At 37.6% G+C, this 13,474-nt stretch carries 15 protein-coding genes; 8 read left to right on the plus strand and 7 right to left on the minus strand.

Going from position 1 to position 13,474, the window contains the following annotated elements:
• Positions 1-51 precede the first annotated feature (51 nt).
• The 5 genes from ACXYSM_RS03560 to ACXYSM_RS03580 form a co-directional block, all read right to left on the minus strand.
• Positions 52-267 (minus strand): DUF4649 family protein, encoded by a 216-nt coding sequence (locus ACXYSM_RS03560; RefSeq protein WP_414265278.1) that lies wholly within the window; start codon positions 265-267, stop codon positions 52-54.
• Between the two features lie 9 nt (positions 268-276).
• Positions 277-624 (minus strand): DUF1831 domain-containing protein, encoded by a 348-nt coding sequence (locus ACXYSM_RS03565; RefSeq protein ID WP_074324088.1) that lies wholly within the window; start codon positions 622-624, stop codon positions 277-279.
• Between the two features lie 4 nt (positions 625-628).
• Positions 629-1,744, minus strand: coding sequence for a cysteine desulfurase family protein (locus ACXYSM_RS03570; protein ID WP_458634381.1), 1,116 nt, complete (start codon positions 1,742-1,744; stop codon positions 629-631).
• Positions 1,745-1,759: 15 nt separating this feature from the next.
• The gene (locus ACXYSM_RS03575; protein WP_458634382.1) at positions 1,760-2,710 is read right to left on the minus strand and encodes a ribose-phosphate diphosphokinase; all 951 of its coding nucleotides are present in this window, start codon (positions 2,708-2,710) and stop codon (positions 1,760-1,762) included.
• A 123-nt stretch (positions 2,711-2,833) separates the two neighbouring features.
• Complete coding sequence (locus tag ACXYSM_RS03580; protein WP_458634383.1) at positions 2,834-3,403, minus strand: CYTH domain-containing protein; 570 nt, start codon at positions 3,401-3,403, stop codon at positions 2,834-2,836.
• A gap of 133 nt (positions 3,404-3,536) precedes the next feature.
• Here ACXYSM_RS03580 and ACXYSM_RS03585 point away from each other — a divergent pair, with 133 nt between their 5' ends.
• The 8 genes from ACXYSM_RS03585 (at position 3,537) to xerS (ending at position 11,653) form a co-directional block, all read left to right on the plus strand.
• The gene (locus ACXYSM_RS03585; RefSeq protein ID WP_006152168.1) at positions 3,537-4,208 is read left to right on the plus strand and encodes a GTP pyrophosphokinase; all 672 of its coding nucleotides are present in this window, start codon (positions 3,537-3,539) and stop codon (positions 4,206-4,208) included.
• Positions 4,192-5,010, plus strand: coding sequence for an NAD kinase (locus ACXYSM_RS03590; protein WP_458634384.1), 819 nt, complete (start codon positions 4,192-4,194; stop codon positions 5,008-5,010). The genes ACXYSM_RS03585 and ACXYSM_RS03590 overlap by 17 nt, the downstream gene beginning before the upstream one ends.
• Entirely contained in the window at positions 5,007-5,906 is a 900-nt protein-coding gene (locus ACXYSM_RS03595) for an RluA family pseudouridine synthase (protein ID WP_458634385.1), read from the plus strand. Before ACXYSM_RS03590 ends, ACXYSM_RS03595 begins: the two co-directional genes overlap by 4 nt.
• Positions 5,907-5,921: 15 nt before the next feature.
• Positions 5,922-6,896, plus strand: a complete 975-nt coding sequence (gene pta, locus ACXYSM_RS03600) for a phosphate acetyltransferase (protein WP_458634386.1) — start codon at positions 5,922-5,924, stop codon at positions 6,894-6,896.
• Between the two features lie 148 nt (positions 6,897-7,044).
• Positions 7,045-7,896, plus strand: coding sequence for a ribosome biogenesis GTPase YlqF (ylqF, locus tag ACXYSM_RS03605; protein ID WP_458634387.1), 852 nt, complete (start codon positions 7,045-7,047; stop codon positions 7,894-7,896).
• Complete coding sequence (locus tag ACXYSM_RS03610; RefSeq protein WP_458634388.1) at positions 7,883-8,665, plus strand: ribonuclease HII; 783 nt, start codon at positions 7,883-7,885, stop codon at positions 8,663-8,665. The genes ylqF and ACXYSM_RS03610 overlap by 14 nt, the downstream gene beginning before the upstream one ends.
• Before the next feature lie 11 nt (positions 8,666-8,676).
• Positions 8,677-10,227: a ClC family H(+)/Cl(-) exchange transporter gene (locus ACXYSM_RS03615; RefSeq protein WP_458634389.1), complete on the plus strand. Its 1,551-nt coding sequence runs from the start codon at positions 8,677-8,679 to the stop codon at positions 10,225-10,227.
• Positions 10,228-10,582: 355 nt separating this feature from the next.
• Positions 10,583-11,653 carry a tyrosine recombinase XerS gene (gene xerS / locus ACXYSM_RS03620; RefSeq protein WP_458634390.1) on the plus strand — a complete coding sequence of 357 codons (1,071 nt, stop codon included), beginning with the start codon at positions 10,583-10,585 and terminating at the stop codon, positions 11,651-11,653.
• Between the two features lie 76 nt (positions 11,654-11,729).
• Here xerS and ACXYSM_RS03625 read toward each other — a convergent pair whose 3' ends face one another.
• Complete coding sequence (locus ACXYSM_RS03625) at positions 11,730-12,371, minus strand: hypothetical protein (protein WP_458634391.1); 642 nt, start codon at positions 12,369-12,371, stop codon at positions 11,730-11,732.
• A gap of 108 nt (positions 12,372-12,479) precedes the next feature.
• A complete protein-coding gene (locus tag ACXYSM_RS03630; RefSeq protein WP_458634392.1) occupies positions 12,480-13,469 on the minus strand; it encodes a lipoate--protein ligase in 990 nt (329 codons plus the stop codon).
• Positions 13,470-13,474: the final 5 nt, after the last annotated feature.

Here is a 13,474-nt window from a genome sequence, read left to right on the forward strand (position 1 = left end):
AGAAAGCTTGTGAAAAATGCAACAATAACGAAAAAAAAACTAAGAAAAATCTTAGTTTATCTTAGTTTCGTGGTAAGTCCTTAAAAAGCGGTAGAGATTACCTAGAAGTCCCTGATAAATTTCAACTCCATTATGTGTTAATGAAGTAATAAGAGTAGTATCAGGAAGGGTTACACAGCCTGATAGAGAAAGCATCAGAGCTTCGTAGTCCTCGTATTCTTGAATACGCTCTACTTGATAGGAGTCCTTGTAAGTTAATCGAAACATAATGACCTTCTATCTTTCGCTTTTTGTAAATACACCACGTTCAACAAGACTATCCATCAAGAAGTAGAATTTCTCTTGGTGAATGTGAGTTTCTTCTGATTTGAAGATATCAACCAAACGTAGACCAAATTTATCAGTGATGTTGATTTTGACCCCAGTTAAGTCTTTGTTGATGATAATCTTAAGTTGAAAACCTTCTCCACTGTTTGGAACTTTTTCAAGAAGGCGTGTTAATTCATAGTTCCCAACTTTTGTCTCAAAAAAAGTATTATCTTTAAGCGTAAATTTTTTTACAGTTGGGCTAAGTGTGTAATCATAACGGCAATTTTTTAGTTTAATCGTTTGTTCGAATGCCATTGAGTTATCCTCCGATGATATTTTTAAGAGTTTTAGCAAGAGTAATCATTTCTTGTTCTGTATTTTGAGGTGAAATGCTGACGCGAACTGACTCGTGTAAGCGAGGAGAGTCTTCACCGTAGAAGGCTTGAAGAACATGACTGACCTGAACAACACCAGCTGTACAAGCAGAACCTGTTGAAATAGAAATACCTTCAAGGTCTAAACGAAGTAGTAGTAGATCGTTGCGTTGATCTGGGAATCCGATATTTAGGACATAAGGTAGTTGCTCTTTACTTTGATTGAGATAATAGGTTGCTCCAGCCATTTCAGTTAGAAAAACTTCCTGTAGTTTTTGAACTTTACTAAAGTTAATCTCTAGATGATCGATATCATCCTTAAGAGCTGCAACCATACCTATAATTGCGGGAAGATTTTCTGTTCCTGCTCTTTTTTTCTGTTCTTGATCTCCACCATGTAGGTAAGGATCAAAATCTGTAGATGCAGCGTATAGGAAACCTATCCCCTTTGGACCGTGAAATTTATGAGCAGAAGCACTGAGGAAATCTATTCCTAGTTCTTCAGGAAGAATTTCTAGCTTTCCGACAGCTTGAACAGCATCTACATGATAAGCTGCTGAATGTCCTTTTAAAATCTGACCAATTTCAGCGATTGGCAAGAGAGTACCTGTTTCATTATTGGCATACATGGTTGAAACTAGAATAGAATCTTCACGGAGTGCATTTTTAACTTGCTCTGCTGTGATTTCTTGATTTTCAGGTTCTAGAATTGTCACTTCAAACCCAAATTTTTCAACTAGATATTCAATAGGTTCAAGCACAGCATGATGCTCGATAGCAGTAGTAATAATGTGTTTTCCGCGATTTTGATGACGAAGACAGTAGCCGATAATAGCAGTATTATTACTTTCTGTACCACCAGAAGTGAAGAAAATGTGTTGGGGTTTTGTACCTAGTAAACCTGCTAATTCTTGACGGGCTTCACGTAATAATTTACCTGCCTGACGCCCATGACCGTGAATACTAGAAGGATTGCCATAAGTCTCCTGCATGACCAGAGTCATTGCTGAGATAGCTGCAGATGACATAGGTGTCGTAGCAGCATTATCTAAATAAATCAAAAACTCACCTAATTTCTATTTAAATTTAAATAGTGGACTAACTGGTTTTCTTTCATGAATACGAACCATGGCATCACCAATTAGTTCGCTTGCGGTAATATATTGTACATTTTTAGGTTTTTTACTTTCTGTCAATACAGAATCTGTCACCAAGACTTCCTTGATATCAGTTGCATCTAACAACTCCGCAGCACCGTTAACGAACAATCCATGGCTGGATACCACGTAAATTTCAGTAGCACCATCGCGTTCCAAAATTTTAGCAGCTTCAGAGAAAGTACGGCCTGTATTAAGAATGTCATCGATTAAGATTGCTTTCTTACCTTCAACCTCTCCAATAATGTAACCTTGGCTACGTTCAGAATCATCTTGAGCATAGTCAATGATAGCAATCGGAGCATCAAGGTATTCAGCAAGGCTACGAGCACGCTTTACACCTGAGTTTTTAGGGCTGACAACAACCACATCTGGACCAGTTAAACCTTTATCAATGTAGTGTTTTGCAAATAGCGGAATAGTATAAAGGTTATCTACAGGAATATCAAAGAAACCTTGTACCTGAACAGCATGAAGGTCCAGTGTCAATACACGACTAACCCCAGCTTTTACCAACATATTTGCAACAAGTTTAGCTGTAAGAGGTTCGCGAGAAGAAGCAATACGGTCTTGACGAGCATAACCAAAGTATGGAAGAACAACGTTAATGGTATTTGCGCTAGCACGAACACAGGCATCAACCATGATTAATAGTTCCATCAAGTGGTTATTTACAGGGTAGCTGGTTGATTGGATGATATAAACATCATATCCACGAACACTTTCTTCGATATTAACTTGGATTTCACCATCTGAGAATTGACGTGATGATAACTTTCCAAGTGGAACACCTGCAGCATCTGCAATTTTTTGAGCTATTTCATGATTAGATGAAAGTGAAAAAAGCTTCATATTTTTTGTATCTGACATCGATAAACCGTCCTCTATAAACTAAGTAAATCAGTGAAAAAAACAATTCTGAAGGAAAGTGTTTTCTTTCACAGATTCTATTATTTTTTATCCCTTCTATTTTATCAAAAAAAGAAGATAATTTCAGTATTTTTTCATATTTTCTATAAATCTCACTAATTTTGAAGGAGCTTTCTTATATTGGATTTCATTCGCACATAAAAACTCTTGAAAATCAAGGTTACCTTGGTCGCTGTTTTCTACTTCCAGTTCAAGTTCATAATCAACAATATCGAAGTAATGGTTTTGATCAAGGGCCATGAGTCCAATAGCTGTTTCTTTTTCGTAGCGAACAGTCGTTAAACAACCCAAAACAGCCCAACCATTTGGTGAGAGTCCTCGACTTTTTAGTTCTTCCATAATCATCCCCTGAGGGAGTTTACATTCTTCAAGGCAATATTTAGCTTCCTCAAGAGTAAGCGCTTGGTTGTATTCCATATTTCCAACTGCTTGAGGAATTTTTATGGTCAACTCAGCGCTTGTATCAAAAGTACGAATGCGCATAGCAATTTTGTGTTGACGAAGGTGAAAATCAGGCGTGTCTAGGTAGTAATTTTTTTGTGTAACTGGTGTGACTTCTAAAAATTGAGTTTGCAATCGGTCATATTCTTCTTTGCTAAGAAGTGTCTTCATTTCAATTTCTAAATGTTTCATTTTAACAACCTTTTCTTTATATTTGAAAGCGATTTATGGTATAATAATCATTGTATTTATTGTATATGATTTTTCATAGAAAATCAAAAACTAGATAAATTAAACTGTTTAAAGAATTGGATGCAATAGTTATATGATTACAGAATGGGAAGAATTTTTAGATCCTTACATTCAGGCTGTCGGAGAGCTAAAAATAAAACTCCGAGGAATACGAAAACAATATAGAAAACAAAACCGACATTCTCCGATTGAGTTTGTCACTGGTCGGGTGAAACCGATTGAAAGTATCAAAGAAAAAATGGCACGTCGTGGAATTGGCTACGACACACTTGAACAAGATTTGCAAGATATTGCAGGTTTACGTGTCATGGTTCAATTTGTAGACGATGTGAATGAAGTTGTTTCTATCCTTCGTAAAAGACAGGATATGAGAGTTGTTCAAGAACGTGATTATATCAATCATCGTAAGGCGTCAGGTTATCGTTCTTACCATGTGATTATAGAGTATACGGTTGATACCATTTATGGCGCGAAAACGATTCTAGTTGAGATTCAAATTCGTACCTTGGCTATGAACTTTTGGGCGACAATCGAACATTCACTCAACTATAAATATCAAGGAGATTTCCCAGAGGAAATCAAAGAAAGGCTTGAGATTACTGCCAGAATTTCTCATCAGCTAGACGAAGAAATGAGTAAAATACGTGCTGATATTCAGGAAGCACAAGCGCTCTTTGATCCTTTGCACAGAAAGTTAAATGACGGGGTAGGAAACAGTGACGATACCGATGAAGAATACAGGTAAACGAATTGACCTAATTGCCAACCGTAAACCTCAGAGTCAGAAAGTTCTATTTGAGTTAAAAGACCGATTAAAAAAGAATAATTTTATCCTGAATGATAAAAATCCAGATATTGTCGTTTCTATTGGTGGGGATGGCATGTTGTTGTCTGCGTTTCACAAGTATGAAAATCAACTGGATAAGGTTCGGTTTATTGGAGTGCATACTGGACATTTAGGCTTTTATACTGACTATCGGGATTATGAGTTGGACCAATTGGTCACAAATTTACAATTGGATAATGGAGCTCGTGTTTCTTATCCACTATTAAGTGTTAAAATCTTTCTCGAAAACGGAGAAGTTAAGTCTTTTCGGGCACTAAATGAAGCAAGCATTCGTCGTGCGGATCGTACAATGGTTGCAGATGTTATTATCAACCATGTACCCTTTGAACGATTTCGTGGTGATGGTTTAACAGTTTCAACTCCAACAGGCAGTACAGCCTATAATAAATCACTCGGTGGAGCAGTCCTTCATCCGACCATAGAAGCCTTACAATTAGCTGAAATTGCTAGTTTGAACAATCGAATTTATCGAACACTTGGTTCTTCTGTTATCGTTCCTAAAAAGGATAAGATAGAAATAATACCTACACGGAATGACTATCACACAATCTCAATCGATAATAGTATTTATTCTTACCGTAATATCGAGAGGATCGAGTACCAGATTGACCATCACAAAATTCATTTTGTAGCGACACCAAGCCATACCAGTTTTTGGAATCGAGTTAAAGATGCCTTTATTGGTGAGGTGGACGAATGAGGTTTCAGTTTATTGCCGACGAACATGTCAAGGTCAAAACCTTTTTGAAAAAACATGAAGTTTCAAAAGGCTTACTTGCCAAGATTAAGTTTCGAGGTGGTGATATTCGAGTTAACGGGCATCCGCAGAATGCAACCTATCTCTTAGATATCGGAGATGAAGTCGTCATTGATATTCCGCCAGAGGAAGGATTCGAGACACTTGAAGCAATTGATTATCCTCTAGATATTCTATTTGAAGATGATCATTTCTTGATTATCAACAAACCCTTTGGAGTCGCTTCAATCCCTAGTGTCAATCATTCCAATACCATTGCCAACTTTATCAAAGGTTACTATGTAAAACAAAACTATGAGAATCAGCAGGTTCACATTGTGACACGGCTTGATAGAGATACCTCTGGATTGATGCTTTTTGCTAAACACGGCTATGCGCATGCCAGATTAGATAAACAGTTGCAAAAAAAGGCTATTGAAAAGCGTTATTACGCCTTAGTCAAGGGAGATGGTCATCTGGAACCTCAGGGAGAAATCATAGCTCCGATAGCCCGAGATGAAGATTCAATCATCACTCGACGAGTAGCAAAGGGCGGGAAATATGCTCACACTTCCTATAAAATAGTGGAATCATATGGGAATATCCATCTAGTTGATATTCGTCTTCACACTGGTAGAACTCATCAAATTCGAGTACATTTCTCGCATATAGGGTTTCCATTGCTAGGAGATGATCTTTATGGGGGAAGTTTAGAGCATGGTATAGAACGCCAAGCTCTACATTGCCATTACTTATCGTTTTATCATCCTTTCTTAGAAGAGCGGTTAGAGCTGGAAAGCTCACTGCCGGATGATTTCGACACACTTATAACACAGTTATCAAATAATAAATTATCTTAAAAGGAGTCAAAACTCATGGAAGTTTTTGAAAGTTTGAAGGCCAGCTTAGTTGGTAAAAATGCACGCATCGTCCTACCTGAAGGTGAAGAACCACGTATCCTTCAAGCAACGAAGCGCTTGGTAAAAGAAACAGAAGTTATCCCTGTACTATTAGGAAATCCTGACAAAATTAAAATCTATCTTGAAATTGAAGGAATTACAGACGGTTACGAAGTTATCGATCCAGAACATTACCCACAATTTGAAGAAATGGTAGCTTCTCTTGTTGAACGTCGTAAAGGAAAAATGACAGAAGAAGAAGCGAGAGAAGTACTCATCAATGATGTTAACTACTTTGGTGTTATGTTAGTTTATATGGACTTAGTAGACGGTATGGTTTCAGGTGCTATTCACTCGACAGCTTCAACCGTTCGTCCAGCTCTTCAAATCATCAAGACTCGTCCAAATGTTAGCCGTACATCAGGTGCCTTCCTCATGGTTCGTGGTAGTGAACGTTACTTGTTTGGTGACTGTGCTATCAACATCAATCCTGATGCCGACGCTCTAGCTGAAATTGCTATTAACTCAGCTATCACAGCCAAAATGTTTGGTATTGAACCTAAGATTGCTATGCTTAGCTATTCAACTAAAGGCTCAGGTTTTGGTGAAAGTGTCGATAAAGTTGTTGAAGCAACTAAGATTGCACACGACTTGCGTCCAGACCTTGAAATTGACGGTGAATTACAATTCGATGCTGCCTTCGTTCCGGAAACTGCAGCACTTAAAGCTCCTGGAAGCAACGTAGCTGGACAAGCTAATGTCTTCATCTTCCCTGGTATTGAAGCGGGTAACATTGGTTACAAGATGGCAGAACGTCTTGGTGGATTTGCTGCTGTTGGACCTGTTTTGCAAGGCCTTAACAAACCAGTAAATGATCTTTCGCGTGGATGTAACTCTGACGATGTTTACAAACTAACTCTGATTACTGCATCGCAAGCTATCCATCAATAATCATTTTATCCCTCTTTTCCTCTTGGTAAAGGGGGATTTCCCTTTTTAAAAGGCACAATTCACCTGCAAAAATAGCCAAAATATGGTAAAATAGTCAGTAATCATCTATGTTTTTTAGAATAAGTTTGTATGAAGAAAAGGAAATAAAATGGCAACTATTCAATGGTTTCCTGGACATATGTCCAAAGCACGACGTCAGGTTCAGGAAAATTTAAAATTTGTTGATTTTGTGACAGTTTTAGTAGATGCACGTTTGCCCTTGTCTAGCCAAAATCCAATGCTGACTAAAATCATCGGGGACAAACCAAGACTATTGATTCTAAACAAGGCAGATCTTGCAGACCCTGCATTGACAAAAGAGTGGCGTCAGCATTTTGAATCACAGGGGGTTCAAACACTCGCTATTAATTCTAAAGAGCAAATTACGGTAAAAGTCGTGACAGATGCTGCTAAGAAACTCATGGCGGATAAGATTGCTCGTCAGAAAGAACGTGGTATTCAAATTGAAACCTTGCGTACCATGATTATTGGAATTCCAAACGCAGGAAAATCAACTCTGATGAACCGTTTAGCTGGTAAGAAAATTGCTGTAGTTGGTAATAAACCGGGTGTCACAAAAGGCCAACAATGGCTTAAAACCAATAAGGATTTAGAAATTTTGGATACTCCTGGTATTCTCTGGCCAAAATTCGAAGATGAAACCGTTGCTCTTAAACTTGCACTTACAGGAGCAATCAAGGATCAGTTACTTCCAATGGATGAGGTAACGATTTTCGGTCTCAATTACTTTAAAACGCATTATCCTGAAAAGCTTCAAGAACGATTTAAACAAATGAATCTGGACGATGAGGCTCCAGAAATTATCATGGATATGACGCGTATCCTTGGTTTCCGTGATGATTACGATCGTTTTTACAATCTCTTTGTCAAAGAAGTTCGTGATGGAAAACTGGGTAACTATACCTTAGATACATTGGATGATCTCAATGGCAACGATTAAAGAAATAAAAGAATCATTAGCAAAGATAACTGATCTTGAAAGTCCCTTGTTTAAGGAATTTGAAAAAGATTCTCGTTCAGGTGTACAAAAGGAAATTGAAAAGCGTAAAAAAGCCCTTCAAGCAGAAATTGATGAAAATCTCCGCTTAGAAGCCATGCTTAGCTATGAAAAAGAGCTTTACGAGAATGGAATAAGCTTCATTGCTGGAGTTGATGAAGTTGGTAGAGGTCCTCTAGCTGGACCTGTCGTTGCTGCAGCAGTCATTCTGCCCAAAAATTGTAAAATTAAAGGTTTAAATGACAGCAAAAAAATTCCTAAGAAAAAACACGAGGAGATTTTTCAGGCTGTCAAAGAGAATGCCCTAGCAATCGGTATTGGGATTATGGACAATCATGTCATTGACCAAGTCAATATCTATGAAGCGACGAAACTAGCTATGAAAGAAGCTATCTCTCAACTTGAACCTCAGCCAGAACATCTTTTGATTGATGCTATGAAGTTGGACTTGCCGATTTCTCAGACATCCATCATCAAAGGGGATGCCAACTCCTTATCTATTGCAGCAGCTTCGATTATAGCTAAAGTTACTAGAGATAAGATCATGGCAAACTATGACCAAGAATTTCCAGGTTATGATTTTTCTCAAAACGCTGGCTATGGAACTGCTAAGCATCTAGAAGGAATTGAAAAGCACGGTGTCACACCCATTCATCGCACCAGTTTTGAACCGATTAAAACACTTGTTGCGTCAAGTAAAGATAAGAATTGAGAGGGAAAATTATGGGAGAACAGTCGGAAACACTTAGTTCCAAGAAAGAATTTGCCTTTGCGTCAAGTACAATTCTATCTCAAGTAGGGCGAGGAATTATCGTTGGATTAGTTGTAGGCCTTATTGTTGGGTCTTTTCGTTTTTTGATTGAAAAAGGCTTTCATATCGTTCAAGGACTATATCTAGACCAAGAAAATCTACTTCGAAATCTATTGATCATTTTATTGTTTTATATTCTAATTTGCTTGCTTAGTGCCAAATTAACACGCTCAGAAAAAGATATCAAAGGTTCTGGTATTCCTCAAGTTGAAGCCGAGTTAAAAGGTCTCATGTCTCTCAACTGGTGGAGTGTCCTCTGGAAGAAATATATTCTTGGTATTTTAGCAATTGCTAGTGGACTCATGTTAGGGCGTGAAGGTCCCAGTATTCAGCTAGGTGCCGCTGGAGGAAAAGGAATTGCTAAATGGCTCAAGTCTAGCCCTGTTGAGGAGCGTTCTTTGATTGCTAGCGGAGCTGCGGCTGGTCTTGCTGCAGCCTTTAATGCACCGATTGCGGGGTTATTATTTGTAGTAGAAGAAGTCTATCACCATTTTTCACGATTTTTCTGGGTTTCTACCTTAGCTGCTAGTCTAGTAGCAAACTTCGTTTCTCTTCTCATCTTTGGCTTAACACCTGTACTTGATATGCCTGATAATATTCCTCAAATGAGTCTTAGTCAATATTGGATTTATCTGGTTATGGGGATTTTTCTTGGAGTTTCTGGATATCTATATGAGAAAGCCGTTCTAAATGTCGGGAAAGTTTATGATTGGATTGGGAAAAAGGTTCACATAGACAAAGCTTATCATCCAATTTTTGCTTTTATCCTGATTATTCCTGTGGGAATATTCCTACCTCAAATACTTGGTGGGGGAAATCAGGTTGTCTTATCCTTAACAGAACAGGATTTTAGCTTCCAAATTCTCTTAATTTACTTCATCATTCGCTTTATCTGGAGCATGATCAGTTATGGAAGTGGACTACCAGGTGGTATTTTCTTACCAATTTTAGCTTTAGGATCCTTACTTGGTGCTCTAGTCGGTGTTATTTGTGTCAATCTTGGCCTTGTTACCCAGCAGCAATTTCCTATCTTTGTGATTCTTGGAATGAGTGGCTATTTTGGGGCTATCTCAAAAGCACCTTTGACAGCTATGATTCTTGTGACTGAGATGGTCGGGGATATCCGAAATCTAATGCCATTAGGTATGGTGACCCTAGTTGCCTATATTGTTATGGATCTGCTTAAAGGGGCGCCCGTCTATGAAGCCATGCTAGAAAAAATGTTACCTGAATCTGCAACTGATGATGGAGAAGTTACACTAATTGAAATTCCAGTATCAGACAAAATTGCTGGTAAGCAAGTACATGAACTCAATTTACCTCATAACGTACTCATCACAACCCAAGTACATAATGGGAAAAGTAAGACAGTTAATGGATCTACAAGGATGTATCTAGGTGATATGATTCATCTCGTAATTCCAAAAAGTGAAATTGGAAAAGTGAAAGATTTATTGTTGTAGGATTAGTTGTTTACATAACTTATGTTATGTCTTGTATATTGTTGGTCTAAAATTACTAATTAAAATGATAGACCGAATCATATGAATAAAAACTCTATTCCTAAATAATGGTATCGAGTTTTTATATTGTATTTTAATAAACTGTAGATAAACTGTAGAAGCTTTAGAAATTTTTTAAGTCAGTAAATTAATGATCAATGATTCAGTTAGCCAATCTAGACGTTTTTTAGAATTGTATAGCTTATTTGAACATTCATAAATCTCCACTATAACATCTTTCCGAAAAACTATAATTTTCTTGAAAAATATATCTGACTATGCTATACTACTAGTATAGAAAGATTTGGAGAAAAACATGAAACGTGAAATCTTATTAGAACGGATTGATAAACTCAAACAAGTCATGCCCTGGTACGTCCTGGAATTCTATCAATCAAAACTAGCTGTTCCATACAGTTTTACGACCTTGTACGAATACTTAAAGGAATACGATCGATTTTTTACCTGGGTCTTGGAATCTGGTATATCGAATGCTGACACCATGGCTAATATTCCTTTGGATGTTCTTGAGAACATGACCAAGAAAGACATGGAATCTTTTATTCTTTACTTACGTGAACGTCCTTTACTCAATGCTAATACGACAAAGAATGGTGTCTCCCAAACAACTATTAACCGAACTTTATCAGCATTGTCTAGCCTTTATAAATATTTGACTGAGGAAGTTGAAAATGAGCAAGGAGAACCTTATTTCTACCGCAACGTCATGAAGAAGGTTGCTACCAAGAAAAAGAAAGAAACCTTGGCGGCCCGAGCTGAAAATATCAAGCAAAAGCTCTTTTTAGGCGATGAAACAGAGGGATTTTTGAATTATATAGATGAGGAATATCCTAAAACTCTCTCTAATCGCGCTTTATCCTCTTTTAATAAGAATAAAGAGCGAGATTTAGCCATTATCGCACTCCTTCTCGCCTCTGGCATCCGTCTCTCTGAAGCCGTTAACCTAGACCTTCGTGACCTCAATATTAAGATGATGGTCATTGACGTCACTCGAAAAGGTGGAAAACGTGACTCGGTCAATGTTGCTGCCTTTGCTAAGCCTTATCTAGAGCAATATCTTGCTATTCGAGACAAACGTTACAAGACAGAAAAGACTGATACAGCCCTCTTTCTGACCTTGTATCGAGGTGTTCCAAACCGAATTGATGCTTCTAGTGTTGAAAAGATGGTTGCTAAGTATTCGGAAGACTTCAAAGTCCGCGTGACACCCCATAAACTACGTCATACATTAGCAACTCGTCTCTATGATGCCACCAAGTCACAAGTTTTGGTCAGCCACCAGCTGGGACATGCCAGCACACAAGTTACCGACTTGTATACCCATATTGTTAATGATGAACAGAAAAATGCCTTGGATAGTTTGTAATGGCACATAATATAATTTATGTAATATTTGTAAAAAGAGCGTTAGATAATCAAAAATCTATCGCTCTTTTATTATTCTATAAAAATTCAATCCAATAATTTCTGTGTGGCTCAATTATAACTGGTTTTCCCAAAAATGACTTTAGATAAGCCAGATTCGCAGGGCTGATGGGTCTTTTCTCTTCGTTATACTTCTCAGCACTTTCTTTCGTTAAAAAGCATTTAACAGCTTCATATGGCGTACCATCGTTAGCAGTTCTATCAATACCCATATAAGCAATTTCATCACCTTTTTGTGGAATGTCAGTAAAAAGTTTTCCAATAAAGTAGACCGTTTTATCTTTCATTAATTCATAAGCTTTACTATTTTCAAGGCGGTTATTAGCTGCAGCATACATAATACAAAAACTATCAACAATGTCTTTCATAGGCATTAATTCTTCTTTGCTAACAATAATTTCCTCAGGAGCAAGACCACCAATGATTAAGCTTTTATAATAAGGTTGCTGAATGATATTATCTAAAGCCATTCCTAATGGTAATTGGACAGCTTGATAGCCTAATGGTTCTAGCTCTTGCTTTTTCTGATCAAGGTGTTCTTGTGTAATACTGATATTCAAATCATATGGACTTGAAGGTTGTTGCTTGCTGAAAAAAGCCACTACTATACGATCTAACTGTTCAAATAGACCGAGATTTTCAACTGGAATTTTCATCATCGAATATGATCCCCTTTTTGTTCAGATTTCCTCTATATTCTACTCTCATTATTTTTGAATATCAAGTCTAAGATAAAAGATATCCATATTAAATGGATATCTTTTACTTTATTCAACAACAGCTTCAGCAATCTCTTCTGCAGTGATTCCTGCGAAGTAACGACCTAGGTTAATGGTTTGAAGGGCTTTGAGGACATCCTCACGTTCGTATTTAATGCCACGAAGGACATCTTCTACTGCTGCTACATCTTCGATACCAAAGAAGTCTCCATAAATCTTGATGTCTTGAATTTTTGACTCAATAACATTAGCAAAGATTTCAACCTTACCGCTTGGGAATTTAGTTCCTCGACGGACGTTATACTCTGGTGATTTACCATAGTTCCAGTCCCAAGTTCCAAACTTAGTTTCTTTGATGCGATTGATTTCAGCCAATTCTTCATCTGAGAATACATACTCAGTCATCTCAGGGTATTCTTTTTTCATGTATTCCAAGAGTAAGTCACGGAATTCTTCAACAGTGATCTTTTCTGGCAACTCATCGATAATATTCGTTACTCGAGCACGGACTGATTTAACCCCTTTTGATTCAAACTTATCTTTAGACACTTTAAGTGCGTTAGCTAGGACTGACAAATCCACATCAAAGAGAAGACAACCATGGTGCATGATACGGCCATTGATATAGGCTTGGGCATTTCCACAGAATTTCTTACCGTCAATTTCTAAGTCGTTACGGCCTGTAAATTCAGCTTTAACACCAAGTTCAGCCAAAGTATTGATAACTGGAGTAGAGAAACTCTTGAAGTCAAAGGCCTTGTTTTCATCTTCTTTTGAAATGATGGTATAGTTAAGGTTGTTCAAATCATGGTAAACAGCTCCGCCACCACTGATCCGACGGACTACTTCAATACCGTTATCGCGTACATAGTCACGGTTAATTTCCTCGATGGTATTTTGGTGACGACCTACAATGATAGATGGTTTGTTGATCCAAAGAAGGAAGATTTGATCTTCATCAAGAAGATGCTTAAAAGCGTACTCCTCTAAAGCAATATTAAAGGCAGTGTCGTTTGAATGATTGATAATGTATTTCATAAGAT

Source organism: Streptococcus sp. V940, assembly GCF_054353495.1.